The 18,165-nt window shown below is 69.8% G+C and carries 20 protein-coding genes; 12 read left to right on the forward strand and 8 right to left on the reverse strand.

Annotated elements, in window-relative coordinates; genetic code table 11:
* Positions 1–45 precede the first annotated feature (45 nt).
* Positions 46–249, reverse strand: a complete 204-nt coding sequence (locus IF11_RS0112210) for a hypothetical protein (RefSeq protein WP_133243347.1) — start codon at positions 247–249, stop codon at positions 46–48.
* A 128-nt stretch (positions 250–377) separates the two neighbouring features.
* Between IF11_RS0112210 and IF11_RS0112215 the strand changes: the two genes are divergently transcribed.
* Both IF11_RS0112215 and IF11_RS0112220 read left to right on the forward strand, forming a co-directional pair.
* Positions 378–662: a hypothetical protein gene (locus IF11_RS0112215; RefSeq protein WP_051745829.1), complete on the forward strand. Its 285-nt coding sequence runs from the start codon at positions 378–380 to the stop codon at positions 660–662.
* 32 nt (positions 663–694) lie between these two features.
* Entirely contained in the window at positions 695–1,876 is a 1,182-nt protein-coding gene (locus tag IF11_RS0112220; protein ID WP_030351553.1) for a glutathionylspermidine synthase family protein, read from the forward strand.
* Positions 1,877–1,946: 70 nt separating this feature from the next.
* On the opposite strand, the gene rocD is transcribed toward IF11_RS0112220, so the two are convergent.
* Positions 1,947–3,152: an ornithine--oxo-acid transaminase gene (gene rocD, locus IF11_RS0112225; RefSeq protein ID WP_030351554.1), complete on the reverse strand. Its 1,206-nt coding sequence runs from the start codon at positions 3,150–3,152 to the stop codon at positions 1,947–1,949.
* Positions 3,153–3,416: 264 nt separating this feature from the next.
* Between rocD and trpS the strand changes: the two genes are divergently transcribed.
* Both trpS and IF11_RS0112235 read left to right on the forward strand, forming a co-directional pair.
* On the forward strand, positions 3,417–4,430 hold the full coding sequence (trpS, locus tag IF11_RS0112230) for a tryptophan--tRNA ligase (protein WP_030351555.1): 1,014 nt from the start codon (positions 3,417–3,419) through the stop codon (positions 4,428–4,430).
* 271 nt (positions 4,431–4,701) lie between these two features.
* Positions 4,702–5,289, forward strand: a complete 588-nt coding sequence (locus tag IF11_RS0112235; protein WP_030351556.1) for a 2'-5' RNA ligase family protein — start codon at positions 4,702–4,704, stop codon at positions 5,287–5,289.
* 29 nt (positions 5,290–5,318) lie between these two features.
* On the opposite strand, the gene dprE2 is transcribed toward IF11_RS0112235, so the two are convergent.
* Positions 5,319–6,074 (reverse strand): decaprenylphospho-beta-D-erythro-pentofuranosid-2-ulose 2-reductase, encoded by a 756-nt coding sequence (gene dprE2, locus IF11_RS0112240; protein WP_030351557.1) that lies wholly within the window; start codon positions 6,072–6,074, stop codon positions 5,319–5,321.
* Positions 6,075–6,221: 147 nt separating this feature from the next.
* Here dprE2 and IF11_RS0112245 point away from each other — a divergent pair, with 147 nt between their 5' ends.
* Positions 6,222–7,208 (forward strand): YihY/virulence factor BrkB family protein, encoded by a 987-nt coding sequence (locus tag IF11_RS0112245; protein ID WP_030351558.1) that lies wholly within the window; start codon positions 6,222–6,224, stop codon positions 7,206–7,208.
* Here IF11_RS0112245 and IF11_RS0112250 read toward each other — a convergent pair.
* On the reverse strand, positions 7,156–8,478 hold the full coding sequence (locus IF11_RS0112250) for a D-alanyl-D-alanine carboxypeptidase family protein (RefSeq protein WP_420894634.1): 1,323 nt from the start codon (positions 8,476–8,478) through the stop codon (positions 7,156–7,158). The two genes, IF11_RS0112245 and IF11_RS0112250, sit on opposite strands and share 53 nt — an antisense overlap.
* A 190-nt stretch (positions 8,479–8,668) precedes the next feature.
* On the opposite strand from IF11_RS0112250, the gene IF11_RS42005 reads away from it, so the two are divergent.
* Entirely contained in the window at positions 8,669–8,926 is a 258-nt protein-coding gene (locus IF11_RS42005; protein WP_030351560.1) for an SCO4848 family membrane protein, read from the forward strand.
* A gap of 11 nt (positions 8,927–8,937) precedes the next feature.
* A complete protein-coding gene (locus IF11_RS0112260) occupies positions 8,938–10,245 on the forward strand; it encodes a metallophosphoesterase (protein WP_030351561.1) in 1,308 nt (435 codons plus the stop codon).
* Between the two features lie 41 nt (positions 10,246–10,286).
* Here IF11_RS0112260 and IF11_RS0112265 read toward each other — a convergent pair whose 3' ends face one another.
* A complete protein-coding gene (locus IF11_RS0112265; RefSeq protein ID WP_030351562.1) occupies positions 10,287–10,934 on the reverse strand; it encodes a class I SAM-dependent methyltransferase in 648 nt (215 codons plus the stop codon).
* A 293-nt stretch (positions 10,935–11,227) separates the two neighbouring features.
* Between IF11_RS0112265 and IF11_RS0112270 the strand changes: the two genes are divergently transcribed.
* The 5 genes from IF11_RS0112270 to IF11_RS0112290 all read left to right on the forward strand — a co-directional run bounded on the left by IF11_RS0112270 (position 11,228) and on the right by IF11_RS0112290 (position 16,371).
* A complete protein-coding gene (locus IF11_RS0112270) occupies positions 11,228–11,758 on the forward strand; it encodes a hypothetical protein (RefSeq protein ID WP_030351563.1) in 531 nt (176 codons plus the stop codon).
* Positions 11,759–11,849: 91 nt separating this feature from the next.
* Positions 11,850–12,695 carry a DUF4097 family beta strand repeat-containing protein gene (locus IF11_RS0112275; RefSeq protein ID WP_030351564.1) on the forward strand — a complete coding sequence of 282 codons (846 nt, stop codon included), beginning with the start codon at positions 11,850–11,852 and terminating at the stop codon, positions 12,693–12,695.
* 81 nt (positions 12,696–12,776) lie between these two features.
* The gene (locus IF11_RS0112280) at positions 12,777–13,769 is read left to right on the forward strand and encodes a daunorubicin resistance protein DrrA family ABC transporter ATP-binding protein (protein WP_030351565.1); all 993 of its coding nucleotides are present in this window, start codon (positions 12,777–12,779) and stop codon (positions 13,767–13,769) included.
* Positions 13,766–14,548: an ABC transporter permease gene (locus IF11_RS0112285; RefSeq protein ID WP_030351566.1), complete on the forward strand. Its 783-nt coding sequence runs from the start codon at positions 13,766–13,768 to the stop codon at positions 14,546–14,548. The genes IF11_RS0112280 and IF11_RS0112285 overlap by 4 nt, the downstream gene beginning before the upstream one ends.
* A 269-nt stretch (positions 14,549–14,817) precedes the next feature.
* Positions 14,818–16,371 carry an ABC transporter substrate-binding protein gene (locus IF11_RS0112290; RefSeq protein ID WP_030351567.1) on the forward strand — a complete coding sequence of 518 codons (1,554 nt, stop codon included), beginning with the start codon at positions 14,818–14,820 and terminating at the stop codon, positions 16,369–16,371.
* A gap of 121 nt (positions 16,372–16,492) precedes the next feature.
* Here the strand turns inward: IF11_RS0112290 and IF11_RS0112295 are convergent, their stop codons facing one another.
* From IF11_RS0112295 to IF11_RS0112305, 3 genes are read right to left on the reverse strand one after another with little or no spacing between them, the layout of a single operon-like run.
* Positions 16,493–17,245: a TetR/AcrR family transcriptional regulator gene (locus IF11_RS0112295; protein WP_030351568.1), complete on the reverse strand. Its 753-nt coding sequence runs from the start codon at positions 17,243–17,245 to the stop codon at positions 16,493–16,495.
* An 11-nt stretch (positions 17,246–17,256) separates the two neighbouring features.
* Positions 17,257–17,670: a thiol-disulfide oxidoreductase DCC family protein gene (locus IF11_RS0112300; protein ID WP_030351569.1), complete on the reverse strand. Its 414-nt coding sequence runs from the start codon at positions 17,668–17,670 to the stop codon at positions 17,257–17,259.
* A 6-nt stretch (positions 17,671–17,676) separates the two neighbouring features.
* Positions 17,677–18,123 carry a hypothetical protein gene (locus IF11_RS0112305; RefSeq protein WP_030351570.1) on the reverse strand — a complete coding sequence of 149 codons (447 nt, stop codon included), beginning with the start codon at positions 18,121–18,123 and terminating at the stop codon, positions 17,677–17,679.
* Positions 18,124–18,165 lie beyond the last annotated feature (42 nt).

Consider the following 18,165-nt stretch of genomic DNA (forward strand, 5'->3'; position numbering starts at 1 on the left):
AACCACCGGACTCACCCCAACGCACCCACGCTCACTACAGTCCACTTATCCGGAAGCAGTTCCCAACCCCAGCCCGTCCAGGGCGAGTCCGGCCGTATAGCGCCACTGCCGCAGCGCCCGCAGCAGCAGCGCCGGATCGACGCCCGAGCCCGTACCGGGTTCGGCGGCGCGGGCGGCGACGGCCTGAAATACGGAGGCGGTACCGAAACAGACCGCGGAGCCGAGTGCGCAGATCATCCCAAGAAGCACATACGGACTCTAGTGGGGCAGTCCATCCCGCGACACCGAGAAACCGAGGAAAGACCGCGTACCCGCCTTTACGGCAGGCCGGTGGGGCCATTTATTGTGTTCACAACAACGGGGGAAGGGGCGGACTCATGGCCGCTACGCGTCAACGGAGGCTGAGGTCGAGCACGGTCGTGCTCGGGAGCATGGGGGTCCTCGCCGTCACGATCACGTCCTGCGGCTCGGACCCGGACAAGCGGTGCGCCGACCGGACGACCCGGCAGACCCTGCCCAGCTCCGAGTGCAAGAAGGGCGGCAGCGGCTCGTACTACTACGGCGGATCGAGCAGCAAGGGCAAGGTCGACGGCGGCAGCTTCGACAAGTCGGCCGTCGACCGCGGCGGTTTCGGCTGCTCCGCCGGCTCCGGCGGCGGCTGAGCGGTCCGGGCCGGCCGACCGGTGATCCGCTGATGAAACGTCACACCACGGACCCCCGCCCCGACTGGCAGCGCATCGTCGAGGAACAGGGCGTCATCTACCCGCTCACCCGCTACCCGGACGACTCGCTGCGGCCGTACTGGGACGAGAGCGCCTACTACTCCTTCACGCTGCCCGAGGTCGAGGCGCTGGAAGAGGTCGTCGAAGAGCTGCACGCGCTGTGTCTGGACGCCGCCGCGCATATCGTCGAACACGACCGGTTCGCCGACCTCGGCATCACCGACGCCCGGCTCGCCGCCCTGATAGCCGAGTCCTGGCGGCGCCGCGCCGAACTGCCGTCCATCTACGGGCGGTTCGATCTGCACTACGACGGCACGGGTCCGGCCAAGATGCTGGAGTACAACGCCGACACCCCCACCTCACTGGTCGAGGCCGCGAGCGCCCAGTGGTTCTGGATGGAGGACCGGTTCCCCGACGCCGACCAGTGGAACTCCCTGCACGAGCGCCTGGTCGCCGCCTGGAAACGGCAGTCCGGCCTCCTTCCGCCCGGCCCGGTGCACTTCGCGCACTCCGACGGCGACGAACTGGGCGAGGACCTGATGACGGTCGCGTATCTGCGCGAGACCGCCGAGCAGGCCGGCCTGGACACGGAGGCGCTCTCCGTCGAACAGATCGGCTGGGACCGGCTGTCGGGCCGCTTCGTGGACGACCGGCTGCGCTTCATCCGCAGCTGCTTCAAGCTCTACCCCTGGGAGTGGCTGGCCACCGACCCCTTCGGCCCGCATGTCCAGGACACCCTGGACAACGGCGGCGGTACGGGCACCACCTGCTGGATCGAACCCGCCTGGAAGATGCTCCTGTCCAACAAGGCGCTCCTGGCGATCCTCTGGGAACTCCACCCGGGCCACCCGAACCTGCTGCCCTCCCACCTCGACGGCCCCCGCGAACTGGCCACCTCCCGGGGCTATGTGGCCAAGCCCCTCCTGGGGCGGGAAGGCGCCGGCGTCACCATCCACGAGCCGGGGGCGCCGCCAGTGCTACGCGACGAGCCCTGCTGCTACCAGGAGTTGGCGCCGCTGCCCGACTTCGACGGCAACCGCGTGGTGCTCGGCGCGTGGGTCGTCGAGGACGAGGCGGCGGGCCTCGGCATCCGGGAGTCCGCGGGCCTGATCACCGACGGGTACGCCCGCTTTCTGCCGCATGTGATTTTCTAGATCCGCCGGCAGTTCCGCCGGCCCGGGCAGGCGCCCCCCCGGGCCGACAGCCCCCCCAAAAAACGCCCGTCTACTCGGCCAGCACGGCCCTGAGCTGGTCCAGACCCCAGTCCAGGTCCTCCTTGCTGATCACCAGCGGCGGAGCGATCCGGATCGTGGAGCCGTGCGTGTCCTTCACCAGCACACCCCGGTCCATCAGCCGCTCCGAGATCTCCCGGCCCGTCCCGCGGGACGGCACGATGTCCACCCCCGCCCACAGGCCCCGGCCGCGTACGGTCTCGACGGCGCCGCCGCCCGTCAGCAGACCCAGCTCGTGGTGGAGATGGTCACCCAGCTCCGCGGCGCGCTGCTGGAACTCGCCCGTCCGCAGCATCGCGATGACCTCCAGCGCCACCGCGCAGGCGAGCGGATTGCCGCCGAAGGTCGAGCCGTGCTCGCCGGGGTGGTACACACCCAGGACCTCGGCCGAGGACACCACCGCCGACACCGGCACCACCCCGCCGCCCAGCGCCTTGCCGAGGACATACATGTCGGGCACCACGCCCTCGTGCTCACAGGCGAAGGTCTTCCCCGTCCGGCCCAGGCCCGACTGGATCTCGTCCGCGATGAAGAGCACGTTCCGCTGCCGGGTCAGCTCCCGCACCCCGGCGAGATAGCCCGCGGGCGGCACCAGGACCCCGGCCTCGCCCTGGATCGGCTCCAGGAGCACGGCCACGGTGTTCTCGGTCATCGCCGCGTCCATCGCGGTGAGATCCCCGTACGGAACGATCTCGAAGCCGGGCGTGTACGGGCCGAAGTCCGCCCGCGCCTCCGCGTCCGTGGAGAAGCTGACGATCGTGGTCGTACGGCCGTGGAAGTTATTGGCCGCGACGACGATCTTCGCCATGCCGTCCGGCACGCCCTTGACCCGGTAGCCCCACTTCCTGGCGGTCTTCACGGCGGTCTCCACCGCCTCCGCGCCGGTGTTCATGGGCAGCACCATCTCCATGCCGCACAGCTCGGCCAGCTGTGTGCAGAAGTCGGCGAACCGGTCGTGGTAGAACGCCCGGGAGGTGAGCGTCACCCGCTCCAGCTGCGCCTTCGCGGCGTCGATGAGCCTCCTGTTGCCATGGCCGAAATTGAGCGCCGAGTACCCGGCGAGCATGTCGAGGAAGCGCCGCCCCTCGACATCGGTCATCCACGCGCCGTCCGCCGAGGCGACCACGATGGGCAGCGGGTGGTAGTTGTGCGCACTGTGGGCCTCCGCCGAGGCGATGGCACTCTCCGTTGTCGACACGGGTTTCTCCGATCGGTCAGGACAAGCTGTGCGGGACAAGCTGTGCGGTACCGGCGGGCCGAAGCCCCACTTTCTATCGTCGCTCGCAGTGTGGACGAGGAAACCTTGCCCTCGGCATGCCCTGCCTGAACAGAAACCGGACGCCGGGCGACCGCTGTCCCCGTCGCCCGCCGCGTCGCCCGCCCCGTCGCCCTCCCAGTCCCGGCTCCACTCGGCTCGGTCTCCGTTCCCGACCTGTCGGTCATACCTGAGAGAATGGTGAACATGGCCTCTGATCGTCCCCGCGCGCTCTCCGGAATCCAGCCCACCGCAGGCTCGTTCCACCTCGGGAACTACCTCGGTGCGGTGCGCCAGTACGTCGCGCTGCAAGAAACCCACGACGCCTTCTACATGGTCGTCGACCTGCACGCGATCACCGTTCCCCAGGACCCCGCCGAGCTGCGCGCCAATACCCGTCTCGCCGCGGCCCAGCTGCTCGCCGCCGGTCTCGACCCGCGGCGCTGCACGCTCTTCATCCAGAGTCATGTGCCCGAGCACGCCCAGCTCGCCTGGGTCATGAACTGCATCACCGGCTTCGGCGAGGCCTCCCGGATGACGCAGTTCAAGGACAAGTCCGCGAAACAGGGCGCGGACCGCGCCACGGTCGGGCTCTTCACGTACCCGATCCTCCAGGTCGCCGACATCCTGCTGTACCAGGCGAACGCCGTCCCGGTCGGTGAGGACCAGCGGCAGCATGTCGAGCTCACCCGCGATCTCGCCGAGCGCTTCAACAGCCGCTTCGGACAGACGTTCACGGTCCCGGCGCCGTACATCCTCAAGGAGGTCGGGAAGATCTACGACCTCCAGGACCCGGCGGCCAAGATGAGCAAGTCGGCGTCCACCCCCAAGGGCCTGATCAATCTGCTCGACGAGCCGAAGGCCACCGCGAAGAAGATCAAGAGCGCGGTCACCGACACCGGCACGGAGATCCGGTTCGACCCGGAGACCAAGCCCGGGGTGAGCAATCTGCTCACGATCTACTCCACGCTCACGGACACCACCGTCGCGCAGCTGGAGGACAAATACACTGGTAAGGGCTACGGTGCGCTGAAGACGGACCTGGCGGACGCGATGGTCGAGTTCGTCACCCCCTTCAGGTCCCGCACCCGTGAGTATCTGGACGATCCGGAGACGCTGGACTCGATCCTGGCCGAGGGCGCGGAGAAGGCCCGTGCGGTCGCGGCCGAGACCCTGGCGCAGACCTACGACAGAGTCGGCTTCCTCCCCGCCAAGCACTGACGGACAAGCACTGACGGAGTACGGGCCACGCACCGACGGAGTACTGGCGCGGTACGGAGGAGTACCGGCGGCGCACCGGCGGAGAAGCGGGGCCGTGCGCCGGCGCGGAGCGAAGACACCGGAGGTCAGTGGGGTGCACCGGCACGGAACACCACCGCGCCGGACGGCCCCGGCCGCCGCTGGCCGGCCGGGCGGTGCGACCGTCACACTGGCGAGCGGCGGCGAAGACACAGACCATCGACACATGGACCACGGGACTGAGGAGATCGATGTGGGGACCGTAACGCTCGGCGTTTCGATCGCGGTCCCGGAGCCGTACGGCACGCTGATCCAGGACCGGCGTGCGGGCTTCGGTGATCCCGCCGCGCACGGCATTCCCACGCATGTCACGCTGCTGCCGCCCACCGAGGTCGACGCGTCGGCGCTGCCCGCGATCGAGGCGCATCTCGCCGCCGTCGCGTCGGCCAGCAGGCCGTTCCCGATGCGGCTGTCCGGCACCGGTACGTTCCGCCCGCTCTCGCCGGTGGTCTTCATCCAGGTGGTCGAGGGCGCGTCGGCCTGCACCTGGCTGCAGAAGCGGGTCAGGGACTCGTCGGGGCCGCTCGTACGCGAGCTCCAGTTCCCGTACCACCCCCATGTGACGGTGGCGCACGGCATCGCCGAGGAGGCGATGGACCGGGCCTACGCGGAGCTGTCCGAGTACGGTGCGGCCTGGAGCTGCACCTCTTTCGCGCTGTACGAGCAGGGCGCGGACGCCGTCTGGCGCAAGCTGCACGAGTACGCGTTCGGCGGTGGCGGGGAGATCTCGGGGGTGCCCCCACAGAGCACCCCCGCCGACCGCCCGGCCTCCCTGCGCTGAGCCCCCGCCCCCTGGTATCGCGCGCTGACTCAGAGCGGCAGCCTGCGGAACAGCGGGCGCGGCAGATGGCGCACCGCCGCCATCACCACCCGTAGTGCCCCCGGCACCCACACGGTCTCCGAGCGCCGCCGCAGCCCCAGCTCGATGGCCGTCGCCACCGCCTCCGGTGTCGTGGCCAGCGGCGTTTCCGGCCGGCTCGCCGCCGTCCTCGGCCGCATGAAGCCGGGCCGTACGACCATGACCTGCACGCCCGTGCCGTACATGGCGTCCCCGAGCCCCTGCGCGAACGCGTCCAGGCCCGCCTTGCTCGACCCGTAGATGAAGTCCGCGCGGCGGGCCCGCTCACCGGCCGCCGACGACAGGACCACCAGCGAACCGTGCCCCTGCGTCTGCAGCGCGCCCGCGCACACCAGCCCCGCCGAGACCGCGCCGGTGTAATTGGTCTGTGCCACCCGTACCGCCGCGAGCGGTTCCGCCTCGTCACGCGCCTGGTCGCCGAGGACCCCGAAGGCGAGCAGCACCAGATCGATGTCGCCCTCCGCGAAGACCTTGCCGAGCACCTCCTCGTGCGAGCCCGGGTCCAGGGCGTCGAAGGCGACGGTACGGACGTCCGCGCCCAGCGTCCGCAGCCGGTCGGCGGCGGTGTCCAGAGCGGGGGAGGGGCGGCCCGCCAGCCAGACCGTACGGGCGCGGCGGGCGATCAGCCGGCGCGCGGTGGCGAGCCCGATCTCCGACGTACCGCCGAGGATGAGCAGGGACTGCGGGAGACCGAAGGCGTCCTTCATCGTGAATCGCTCCTCAGGGGGCAGCAGGCGAGCAGGTGAAGTGACCGTATCGCCCCATACGGCGTTCTTTGTGCCCTTTGTCGTGATGCTCGCGCCTGTTTTCCGATCAGGCGCTGGATCAGCTGGATCAGGGGGTACACGTCGTTCATGGACTGGCTGAAGAAACTGCCCCTTGTCGGCCCGTTCGTGGCCAGGCTGATGCGGACGCACGCCTGGCGTTCGTACGAGACGCTCGACCGCGTTCACTGGACGCGGCTGGCCGCCGCCATCACCTTCATCAGCTTTATCGCGCTCTTCCCGCTGATCACCGTGGGCGCCGCGATCGGTGCCGCGCTGCTCAGCCAGGGCCAGCTCGACCGGTTGCAGGACGGCATCGCGCGGCAGGTCCCCGGCATCTCCCAGCAGCTGGACATCAACGACCTGGTGGCCAACGCCGGCACGATCGGGGTGGTGGCCGGAGCGGTGCTGCTCTTCACCGGGATCGGCTGGGTCGGCTCCATGCGGGAGTGCCTGCGGGCCGTCTGGGAGCTGGACGATACGGAAGAAGGCAATCCGTTCCTGCTCAAGGGCAAGGACACGGTGGCGCTCGTCGGTCTGGGGGCGGTCGGGCTGGCCTCACTGGCGGCCTCCGGCTTCGGCTCGACCGCCGTCGGCTGGACCGCCCACCGGATCGGCATCCCCGAGAACGGCGCGGGCGGCGTACTGCTCCAGACCGCCGCCCTCGTCGTGGCGGTCCTCGCCGACTTCCTGCTGCTGCTGTACGTGCTGACGCTGCTGCCCCGCGTCCATCCGCCGCGCCGCCGGCTCATCGTCGCCGCACTCATCGGCGCCATCGGCTTCGAGCTGCTCAAGCTGCTGCTCGGCGGCTATATGAAGGGCGTGGCGGCGAAGAGCATGTACGGCGCGTTCGGGGTGCCGGTGGCGCTGCTGCTGTGGATCAACTTCACGGCGAAGCTGCTGCTGTTCTGCTCCGCCTGGACGGCGACCCCCAGTAAGAGAGACCTGGCGGCCGAGGCGGCCGTGGCTGATACCGGGCCGGAGACCGAGGAGCGGCGCGGCAATGGCAACCGCGCCGGAGGGGCTACTCGCGCGGACGGCGACGGACCAGGTCGGGCAGCGGCCAGCGCCGGTTGACCAGGAACACCGCGCCTGCCAGGACGACCAGCACCCCGCCCGCGACGGCGAGAGCCGTCCCTGCACCGCCCGTGCCCTCGCCGTTGGTGGCCGCGAGCTTGGCGGGCCCGGTGGCCGTACCGGCCCCGGCCGAGTCCGCTCCAGCGGCCGTGGGGCTCGGCGAGACGTTCGTACGGGCGGACTTGGGCGGCACCAGCTCACCGACCGGAGTCACCTTCCCGGCCGCCGAGAAGCCCCAGTCCAGCAGTCGTGCCGTCTCCTGGTAGACCGCCTGGCCCTCCGTGGAGGACGGGTTCATGACGGTGACCAGCAGCACCCGGCCGTCGCGCTCGGCGACCCCGGTGAAGGTCGCGCCCGCGTGGGTGGTGTTGCCGTTCTTCACCCCGGCGATGCCCTTGTACGTGGTGACGCCGGGGGCGCCGGTCAGCAGCCGGTTGGTGTTCTGGATCTCGAACGAGTCGCGCTTCGGGTCCCCGTTCTTGTCCTTCTCGACCTTCTCGCCCTCCTTCGGCTTCTGCACGTCGCCGGGGAATTTGGCCGAAACCGTCGAGCAGTACTCCCGGAAGTCCTTCTTCTGGAGTCCGGAGCGGGCGATCAGGGTGAGGTCGTACGCGCTGGAGACCTGGTTCTTCTCGTCGTATCCGTCGGGCGTCACGACATGCGTGTCCAGCGCCTGGAGCTCCTCGGCGTGCTTCTGCATGTCCTTGACGGTCTTGGGTACCCCGCCGTTCATCTCGGAGAGCACATGGACGGCGTCGTTGCCGGAGCGCAGGAAGACCCCCAGCCACAGATCGTGGACGGAGTAGGTGAGGTTCTCCTTGACGCCGACCAGGCTGCTGCCCGCGCCCACCCCCGCCAGATCGGTGGGCGCCACCTTGTACACCTCGTCCTTGGACAGCTTGGGCAGCACCGTGTCCGCGAAGAGCATCTTGAGGGTGGACGCCGGCGGGAGCCGCCAGTGGGCGTTGTGCGAGGCCAGCACCGCGCCCGACTCGGCGTCCGCGACGATCCAGGACCGGCCGCTCAGTTTCTTGGGCAGGACCGGCGCGCCGGCGCCGAGGTTCACCTGCGTACCCACCCGGCCGAGCTTGGTCCCGCCGACCGTGGACATCGAGACGGGCGGCTTCGGCTGGTTGTTGTCGGGCCCGTCGATCTTGCCGTCGGCCGACGCGGGCACGGCGGTCATCACGGGAAGCAATGCGGCGGCGGCGACCGTCAAGGCGGTCTTTTTCAGAGCGGACACGATCGAAAACGTACAGGGCGTGGACATCGACGCCGACCCGGGTGGGCTGATCGGCCCCATCTTCCGCGTGTACGGATCCGGCACCCGCACCGATGCCCGTACCGCTATCCATATGGCTGACCGTGGCGCGATCGCTGACCGTAGCGCGCGCCGGTCCGGCCGGTTGCCCGCAGGACCCGGCTGCCGTCGCCCGGAAGGCGCCGGTGATACTGAAACCATGAAGCTCAACCGCCCCGTGTCCTGGTTCCTGCTCGCGTTCGGGGTGTGGAGCTGGTTCATCTGGATCACTTTCGTCAAGAACCTGTGGCAGGACGGCAGCGGACTCGCGTTCGACGACGCCGGTGATCCGACGGGGTACTTCTGGGTGCACCTGACGCTCGCCATCGTGTCCTTTCTTCTGGGGACGGCCGTTGGCGTCATCGGGTTCCGTGGTGTGCGCGCGCTCCGGCGCGAACAGCGCGAACAACTGGGATAAGGGGCCTGTTCGTGGTCGTCGTGATCGTTCTGGCGGCGCTCGCCGCCGTATCGCTGGTGGCAGCGGCGCACTGGTACCTCTGGCGTCGTCTGGTGCGCGACACGACCAGCCCCGGCGGCCTCGCCCGCAGGCTGGGCACCGTCGCCGCGGTCGTGCTGCCGTTACTGTCGGTCGGCGCCGTGGTCTCGGGGCGCTCGGGGATGCCGTTCTGGGCGCAGCAGGTGCTGGCCTGGCCCGGGTTTCTGTGGCTGGCGGTGCTGCTGTACCTGCTGCTGGCGCTGCTGGTGGGCGAGGTCATACGGCCGCTGCTGCGGCGGCTGTTGGAGCGCCGGGACGCGTCGGCCGAGGCTGAGGTCCCGGCCGAGGCAGTCGTTCGTACCCCAGTGGGTACGGGTCCTGGCACGGGTCCTGGCACGGGCCCTGGCACGGGCATATCCGACGGAAGTCCGGACCTGCCGGAACCGTCCGGCCCAGCCCCCGCGCCCACTCCCGCGCCCTCCCGCCGTCTGTTCGTCTCCCGGGTCGTCGGCGGCGCGGCCGCCACCGCCGCGCTCGCGACGGTCGGATACGGCACGTACGGCGTCCTGCGCGGCCCCCGCGTCAAGCGCGTCACCGTCCCGCTCGCCAAGCTGCCGCGCGCCGCCCATGGCTTCCGTATCGCCGTTGTCAGCGATATCCACCTCGGACCGATCCTGGGCCGCGCCCACACCCAGCGCATCGTGGACACCATCAACTCCACGCAGCCCGATCTGATCGCCGTCGTCGGTGACCTGGTGGACGGCAGCGTCGAGAACCTGGGCCCGGCGGCGGAGCCCCTCGCCGGTCTCAAGGCCCGGCACGGCTCGTTCTTCGTGACCGGGAACCACGAGTACTTCTCGGGCGCCGACGCCTGGGTCGACCACGTCCGTGAACTGGGCCTCCGTCCGCTGGAGAACGAGCGCGTGGAGATCCCCGGCTTCGATCTCGCCGGGGTCAACGACGTCGCGGGCGAGAGCGAGGGCGCGGGCCCCGACTTCGCGAAGGCGCTCGACGACCGCGACCGGGCCAGGGCGTCCGTACTCCTCGCGCACCAGCCCGTCGTCATCGACGACGCCGTGCGCTACGGCGTCGACCTCCAGCTCTCCGGACACACCCACGGCGGCCAGCTGTGGCCGGGCAACCTCCTCGCGGGCCTGGCCAATCCGACCGTGGCCGGTCTGGAGCGGTACGGCGACACCCAGCTCTACGTATCGCGCGGCGCGGGCGCCTGGGGCCCGCCGGTCCGGGTCGGCGCGCCCTCCGACATCACCCTCGTGGAACTGGCCTCGCGCCAGGCATAGGCCCTGTGGCTGGATGCGGAACGTGTCCGACCGGACAGGACCTAGGCTTTGCGGGCGAGCAGTTGAATCTCCTGGAACTGCCGTCGGTCGGTGGGCTGAGGCTCGCGAACCATCCGGGCCACCTCGGCCAGCCCGGACCCGCGCAGCATCGCGGCGAGGTGATCGGGCGACCACCGATAGGCCGGCGCGACCGCGTGATCGAAGACCTGCGTCGGGTGAGACCGATCATCGCTGGCCGAAAAGCCGACCAGCAGGTGGCCGCCAGGTGCCAGCACCCGGTGGAACTCCGCCAGGATGACGGGGAGTTCCCGCGGCGGAGTGTGGATGACGGACCAACGTGAGAGTACGCCGCCCAGCACGCCGTCAGCGATGTTCAACGCGGCCATCGAGCCCACGTCGAACCGCAGGCCCGGATAGGCCTGTCGAGCCAACTCGATCATCGCGGGAGAGGCATCAACGCCAAACGCCGCCAGCCCCAACTCATCCAGATGAGCGGTGATATGGCCAGGTCCACACCCCAGGTCCGCCACCTGACCGTCCCCACTCGCACGGACGACCTCGGCGAAGGCACCCAAGATCGCGCGGTCCAGGGGACTGTCACGCAGCGAGTCGCGGAACAGCTGCGCATAGGTGAGGGCAGCGGCATCGTAGGCCTCGCGGGTAGTGCTGAGGGCATCGTGTTCGACCATGCTCGCGACAGTAGTTCCTGGCGCTCGGGCGAGCCGAAGAATCACGGTCTCCCCTCCCGCCTTCCGCGCTCCAGCCGAGCCAGCAGAACACCTTGGCGCGCCTAGTGGCACCACGCGGTGCCACGTGGCGCCACTAGGCGTGCCAAAGAGGACGAGACTCCACGTGGCACCGCATTGATGCAACTCGGTGCCACGCGCGTTTTCACAGGTCAGAGCTATCAGGTGGGCCCTGGTCCACACTCGCTCCCCATGGAGGCTTGCATGTAGCGCCATAGTGATGCCACTATGGCGCTATGGACCTCACGCCGTATGTCGACAACCTTCGCCGCGAACTCGCGGTGGCCGCCGAAGCCGGCGGCGAAGAAGCCCGCGAGCTGGCCGAGCGGCTCACCGCTCCCCTGGAGTCGGCGACCCGCCTGACGATGCTCAATGTGCTCTCCGCCGCGATGGACGAGATCACCCGCGAACTCGCCCCGGGCTCGGTCGACGTACGGCTGCGCGGGCTCGACCCCGACTTCGTGGTGACGCGGCCGGCGGTCGACGAGGCGTACGAGGACAAGAGCGGGCCCGCCGAGCCGCTCAAGGCGCCGGCCCCCGCACCCGCCGACGGCGACGACGGCGGCACCGCCCGCGTCAACCTGCGACTGCCCGCCCACCTCAAGGCGCGCGCCGAGGATGCCGCGAGCCGCGAGGGCCTGTCGGTCAACGCATGGCTGGTACGAGCCGTGTCGGCCGCGGTCGACGGCGGCGCCCCGTCACGTACGACGGAGAAGACCCGCAGCACCCGCACCGTCGGACAGAGCTTCACAGGCTGGGTGCGCTAGCCGCGCCCCGCCCACCTCACTTCACTTCACTTCACTCACACCACGTCCCACCAGCAGGGACGCCACGAAGACCCAAGAGGACGGGACAGCCATGCCTACTTTCGACACCCCCGCGACGATCTCGGCCACCGCCCACGTGGAAGCCGGATCCATCCGGTTCATCGCCTCCGACCGACTCGACACGCTCGTCGAGGTACAGCCCCGCGACCCGAAGAAGGATCAGGACGTACGGGCGGCCGAGCAGACCGAAGTGCGGTACGCGAGCGGCCTGTTGACCGTCAGGACGCCCAAGCAGCGCTATCTCGTCGGACGCACCGGCACCGTCGACGTGACGGTCGAACTGCCCACGGGCTCGCAGGTGGAGATGACCGGCGCCTGGGCCCAGGTGTACGGCGAGGGCCGGTTCGGCGAGGTCCGTGTGAAGACCTCGTCGGGCGACGTCCGCCTCGACACCACCGGACCGCTGCACCTGACCGCGTCCCACGGCAGCATCACCGTGGACCGCGTCGAGGGGCCCGCCGAGATCACCACCAGCTCCGGCAGCCTGCGCGTCGGCACCGTCAACGGCCCGGCCGTCCTGAAGAACTCGCACGGCACCACGACCATCTGCGACGCCCTGGGCGATCTCCGCGTGAGCGGCGCCAACGGCGACATCATCATCGAGCACGCCGAGGGCTCGGTCGCCGCCACCACCGCCCACGGCACCCTGCGCCTCGACGACGTCGCCCGTGGCACCGTCCAGTTGGAGACCTCCTACGGCGCCATCGAGGTCGGCATCCGCGAGGGCACGGCCGCCTGGCTCGACATCGGCTCGGGCTCCGGCCAGGTGCACAACGCGCTCACCGCGTCCGAGAGCCCGGCGGGGACCGAGGACACGGTCGAGGTCAGGGCCCGTACCCGCTACGGCAACATCGACATCCGCCGCGCCCGGGCCTGACCCGCCCGATCTCCTGACAGCCAAGACCACTTCACCGCTCACCACGCCTTCGAATGGGAGGGCCCCATGCCTTCTTCTGTCATGCCCATGCCCAGGCGGGACGACGGCCAGCAGCCGCCCGCCGCCGTCTCCGCCGCCGATCTGCGCAAGTCGTACGGCGACAAGACCGTCCTCGACGGCATCGATCTGCGGATCCCGTCCGGCACCGTGTTCGCGCTCCTCGGGCCGAACGGCGCCGGCAAGACCACCACCGTGCAGATCCTGTCCACGCTCATCTCCGCCGACGGCGGGCAGGCCCAGGTCGCGGGCCACGACGTCGCCACAGCGCCGGACGGGGTGCGCGCCGCGATCGGCGTCACCGGTCAGTTTGCCGCACTCGACGACCTGCTCACCGCCGAGGAGAACCTGCTCCTCATGGCCGACCTGCTGCGGCTCGGCAAGCGCGAAGGCCGCAAGCGGGCCAAGGAGTTGCTGGAGCGGTTCGACATCGCGGACGTCGCGCACAAGCGCGCCGCGCTCTTCTCCGGTGGGATGCGGCGCCGGCTCGACCTCGCCATGACACTGGTCGGCGACCCGCAGGTGATCTTCCTGGACGAGCCGACGACCGGGCTGGACCCGCGCAGCCGCCGCACCATGTGGGAGACCGTGCGTTCGCTGGTCGCCGGCGGCGTCACCGTCTTCCTCACCACGCAATACCTTGAGGAGGCCGACCAGTTGGCGGACCGGATCGCGGTGCTCGACGGCGGGCGGATCGTCGCCGAGGGCACCGCCGACGAGCTCAAGGCGCAGATCCCCGGCAGCCACGTACGCCTGCGGTTCACCGACCCCGACGAGTACGAGCGCGCGGCCGCCGCCTTCCCCGGCGCGGCCCGCGACGACGAGGAGCTCACCCTGCGCGTCGCCGGCGACGCCGGCCTCGACGCGCTGCGCGCCCTGTTCGACCGGCTCGACGCCGCCGGTATCCGCGCCGCCGACTTCTCCGTGCACACCCCCGACCTCGACGACGTGTTCCTCGCCCTGACCGGCGACGGCAGCACCAACACCGCGCTCCACGTGAAGGAGACCCTGCGATGAGCACCCTCACCCACGCCGTGCACGACTCGACGACGATGCTGCGGCGCAACCTGAAGCACGCGATCCGCTATCCGGCCGTGGGGCTCGGCAGCGCCATGATGCCGATCCTGATGCTGCTGCTGTTCGTGTACGCCTTCGGTGACTCGATCGGCGCCGGGATGGGCGGCGGCCGGGACGCGTATCTGAACTATCTGACGCCCGGCATCATCATCATGGGGGTGGCCGCCGGCTCGATGTCGACCTCGATCGCGGTCTGCTCCGACATGACCGAGGGCATCATCAACCGCTTCCGCACCATGCCCATCACGCGCTCGTCGTTCATGACGGGGCATGTCATCGGCAGCGTCATCCAGACGATGATGTGCATGGTCCTGGTCGTGGGCGTCGCGCTCGCCGTCGGCTTCCGGTCCGGGGCGACCCCGCTGGAGTGGCTGGCCGCGGCCGGCCTCCTCGCGGCCATCGCCTTCGCGGTGACCTGGCTGTCCGTGGCGCTCGGCCTGATCTCCAAGACCGTCGAGTCGGCGAGCAACAAGCCGTTGCTCATCCAGTTCCTGCCGTTCCTCGGCTCGGCGTTCGTGCCGGCCGAGTCGATGTCGCCGGGCCTGCGCTGGTTCGCCGAGTACCAGCCGTTCACGCCGATGACCGAGACACTGCGCGGCCTGCTCTCCGGCTCGGAGATCGGCAACAACGGCTGGATCTCGCTCGCCTGGTGCGCCGGGATCGCCCTGATCGGCTACGTCTGGTCGCGGTCGCTCTTCAACAGCGGCACCACGCGCTGAGCACCGGAAGCACCGGAACACACAAGGGCGGGGTGCTCACTCACCGGCAGGGGAGTGAGCACCCCGCCCTCGCATGTCCGCACTCAGGCCCTGTTCTGTCCGGTCTTCGTGGTCCTAGTGGTCCTGGTCGACCGGCGCGAGGCCCTGTCCGGCGCGCTTAACACGACCGTTGCCTGCGTGACCCAGGTTTTCTCTTCCGCCGGCGAACCCCGTGTGGTTGGGTGAGCGCCATCACGGTCAGGGGTGGGCGTGATAGAGGGGCACAGCACATGCGGCCGATCCGTCTGCGGATACTCATCACATCTCTTGTGCTGGTGGTTGCGGGGGTGGGCGGCTGGCAGCTGCTTCCGTCCCGCGACGCCAACCAGAAGCCGATCACCGTCGGAACGACCGACGTGGTCACCTCGCTCGATCCGGCCGGCGCGTACGACGCCGGATCCTGGGCGCTGTTCAGCAATATCTACCAGTCACTACTGACGTTCAAACCCAGTTCGGTCACGCCGGTACCGGACGCCGCCCGTACCTGCGGCTTCACCGGGAGTGAACTCCGTACCTATCGCTGCGAGCTGCGGGACGATCTCCGTTTCTCCAACGGCAACGAGATCACGGCGGAGGACGTCAAGTACTCCTTCGACCGAGTGCTCGCCATCAAGGCGGACGTCGGTCCGCAGGCGCTCTTCACCACGCTCAAGTCGGTCGAGGCGGACGGTCTGACCGTCACCTTCCATCTCGGCTCGCGTGACGCGACGTTCCCGCTGAAGGTCGCCACCGGAGCCGGTTCGATCGTCGACCGCACCCGCTACCCGGCGAACGGGCTGCGCACGGGCCCGGAGAGCGACGGATCGGGGCCGTACGTCCTCAAGTCGTACACCCCGGGCTCCGTGGCGCATCTGGAGCCCAATCCGCGGTATCGGGGCGCGATCGGCGCGGTCGGCGGGCCCGTGGACATCACGTACTTCAAGAAGCCCGCCGACCTGGCCGCCGCCTGGAAGGCCCGTACGGTCGTTGTCACCCACCGCCAGCTGCCGCCCTCGCTGATCGCCGGGCTGGACGCGAGCAAGGACGACATCCGGATGAACGAGGCCGACAGCGCCGAGATCCGCAACCTCGTCTTCAATGTGCGCAAGGGGTCGGCGATGGCCGACAAGGCGGTACGGAAGGCGGTCGCCGCGATCGTCGACCGGTCCAAGATCGCCTTCAATGTCTATGCCTCGACGGTCGATCCGCTCTACTCGCCGATTCCGCAGGGCATCACCTCGCACACCACGCCGTTCTTCGACACCTACCCGGAGCCGGACGTGGAGCGGGCCAGGAAACTGCTGGCGGACGCGGGTGTGGAGACCCCGGTGACGTTCACGCTCGCGCACGCGGACGGCGGCTCGGCCGCGCCGGAGGCGGCGGAGCTGCGCAAGCAGCTGGAGGCCACCGGGCTGTTCAAGGTGAAGATCGTCGAGCGGGAGTGGACGGCCTTCCAGAAGGGCTACAGCGGTGGCCAGTACGACGCGTACACCATCGGCTGGCTCCCGGACTTCCCGGACCCGGACAACTTCATCCAGCCCCTGGTCGGCCGGGACGCCACGCTGCACACGGGGTACGTGAGCGACCGCGTCGACCGGCTGATCGAGTCCACCCAGCAGTACAGCGAACGCGCCCGCGCCTCGGAGGACTTCAGGTCCATCCAGAAGGTGGTGGCCGAGGACGTGCCGTTGCTGCCGCTGTGGCAGAAGAAGGACTACGTACTGAGCAGCGGCGATGTCACGGGGGCGCAGTATCTGTCGGACGGGACCGGGATATGGCGGCTGTGGCAGCTGGGCTGGCTCTGACGGCGGGACGTCCGGGCTGACGGCGGGACATCCGGGTCGACGCGGGGACGTCCGGGCCGACGGCGGGCGCGGCTCGGACGGAAGTCAGCTCGCGGACGGAGGTCAGCTCGCGGGCAGAGGATCAGCTCTCGGTGCTCGGCCTCCGGGAGGCGCGGGTCGCGGCCACCTCGGCCATCCCCGGCAGGAAGTCCTCGAACAGCTCGTGCACTTCCCGTACGAGCGGCCGCAGCACCCGGAACCGCGAGAGCGCGATGCCGCTGCTGGTCAGCCGGGCGCCGCGCTCCGCGAGCCGGCGTGAGCGCTCGCTGCCCTCGGAGCGGTCGAAGACCCAGTACAGGACCAGCCCCATCTGGGCCAGCCACATCAACTCCGGGAGCAGTTCGGCCAGTTCGTTCGGGACCTTCGCCCTGGAGCCGGCCAGCACCTCGCGGTGGACGGCGACGGCCGCGTCGCGCGCGTGTTCCGATTCGGGGGAGAAGGGGCTCAGCGGGCTCTCGGGATCGGCGGCGTTCTTGAAGAACTGGGCGGCGAACTCGTGGTACGGGGCGGCGACATCGATCCAGACCGTCAGCACGCCGGCCATGCGCGCCTCCAGATCGGTCTCCCGGTCGAGCACGGCCCGCGCCGCCAGCCGGTGTTCGGCGCCGATCCGGTCGTAGAAGCCCTGGACCAGGTGTTCCTTGGACGAGAAGTAGTAGTACGCGTTCCCGACCGAGACCCCGGCCTCCGTGGCGATGGCCCGCATGGTCGTCTTGTCGAAACCGCGCTCCTGGAAGAGCCGGAGCGCGGTTTCGAGGATGAGCGTGCGGGTCTGCTCGCTCTTGGGGACCGGGGCCTTGACCGCCGTCTTCGCTGCCTTGGGCTTGTCCGTCACACCGACCGAGCCTAATGCGAAGCAGCGGGTACTTCGCACGCCCCTTCGCAGGGCGCGGCCGTCAGCTCGCGGTACTTCGACGCGGCGAGCACACTCACCCGGGCGAAGGGCGCGCCGGCCGGGGTGGACAGCCAATGGGCCTTGGGCCGGTGCTCGGCCAGCGCCCAGAGGCAGACGATCCAGGCGGCCGTCCCCCGGTAGATCTGGCCGCCGTCACCGATGACCGTGATCTCCTTCAGCGTGGTGCCGTGATCGAGGTCCGGGAACCGCCGCCGCGCCTCCTGCGAGGCGGCGGGCACCGGATCGATCGGTACGAGCTGGGGCTGTCGCGTCAGCCAGTGCCGCAGATGGACACAGAGCGGGCAGTGCGCGTCGTACAGCAGGGTCAGCCGCCGGACGGGCAGCCGGTACGTGGGCCGGGCCATGGCGGCTCACGCCCCGCTGGCCGGCGTGACCAGCGGACCGGGACCGGGGCCCTTGTCCACGGGGCCCGTCCAGCCCTGCGGCGGCACCGGCGGCGTCTGCTCGCGCTCCATGATCCCGCGCCGCCGGATCTTGTTGAGTACGTACACGTTCCCGAGGTGCATCACGCCCAGCACGAGCAGGACGACCCCCACCTTCACCGACAGCGCCTCGAAGAGCCCGCGGGCGTGCTCCACGGCGTCGGCGGACTTGAGATAGAGCGTGACGAAACCGAGGTTGACGAGGTAGAAGCCGACCACCAGCAGGTGGTTGACGGCGTCGGCGAGCTTCTCGTTGCCCCGGAGTACGTCGGCCAGAAAGACGCGCCCGTTCCGGCTCAGCGTCCGGGCCACCCACACGGTCAGCGCCAGGCTGATCACCAGGTAGACCACATACGTGACAACAGTGAGGTCCATCCTTCACCCTCCCTCTGTAGGCCTTTGAACGTGTTCAAAAGC

It is taken from the genome of Streptomyces scopuliridis RB72, assembly GCF_000718095.1.
In the GTDB taxonomy this organism is placed as follows: Bacteria; Actinomycetota; Actinomycetes; order Streptomycetales; family Streptomycetaceae; genus Streptomyces; species Streptomyces scopuliridis.

Bases quoted from the DNA above. Each gene is read 5' to 3' on its own strand.
- dprE2 (WP_030351557.1), bottom strand. From the start codon at position 6,074: ATGAAGGACGCCTTCGGTCTCCCGCAGTCCCTGCTCATCCTCGGCGGT.
- IF11_RS0112275 (WP_030351564.1), top strand. From the start codon at position 11,850: ATGCCTACTTTCGACACCCCCGCGACGATCTCGGCCACCGCCCACGTG.
- IF11_RS0112280 (WP_030351565.1), top strand. From the start codon at position 12,777: ATGCCCATGCCCAGGCGGGACGACGGCCAGCAGCCGCCCGCCGCCGTC.
- trpS (WP_030351555.1), top strand. From the start codon at position 3,417: ATGGCCTCTGATCGTCCCCGCGCGCTCTCCGGAATCCAGCCCACCGCA.
- IF11_RS0112305 (WP_030351570.1), bottom strand. From the start codon at position 18,123: ATGGACCTCACTGTTGTCACGTATGTGGTCTACCTGGTGATCAGCCTG.
- IF11_RS0112265 (WP_030351562.1), bottom strand. From the start codon at position 10,934: ATGGTCGAACACGATGCCCTCAGCACTACCCGCGAGGCCTACGATGCC.
- IF11_RS42005 (WP_030351560.1), top strand. From the start codon at position 8,669: ATGAAGCTCAACCGCCCCGTGTCCTGGTTCCTGCTCGCGTTCGGGGTG.
- IF11_RS0112290 (WP_030351567.1), top strand. From the start codon at position 14,818: ATGCGGCCGATCCGTCTGCGGATACTCATCACATCTCTTGTGCTGGTG.
- IF11_RS0112270 (WP_030351563.1), top strand. From the start codon at position 11,228: ATGGACCTCACGCCGTATGTCGACAACCTTCGCCGCGAACTCGCGGTG.
- IF11_RS0112215 (WP_051745829.1), top strand. From the start codon at position 378: ATGGCCGCTACGCGTCAACGGAGGCTGAGGTCGAGCACGGTCGTGCTC.
- IF11_RS0112220 (WP_030351553.1), top strand. From the start codon at position 695: ATGAAACGTCACACCACGGACCCCCGCCCCGACTGGCAGCGCATCGTC.
- IF11_RS0112250 (WP_420894634.1), bottom strand. From the start codon at position 8,478: ATGTCCACGCCCTGTACGTTTTCGATCGTGTCCGCTCTGAAAAAGACC.
- IF11_RS0112245 (WP_030351558.1), top strand. From the start codon at position 6,222: ATGGACTGGCTGAAGAAACTGCCCCTTGTCGGCCCGTTCGTGGCCAGG.
- IF11_RS0112300 (WP_030351569.1), bottom strand. From the start codon at position 17,670: ATGGCCCGGCCCACGTACCGGCTGCCCGTCCGGCGGCTGACCCTGCTG.
- IF11_RS0112285 (WP_030351566.1), top strand. From the start codon at position 13,766: ATGAGCACCCTCACCCACGCCGTGCACGACTCGACGACGATGCTGCGG.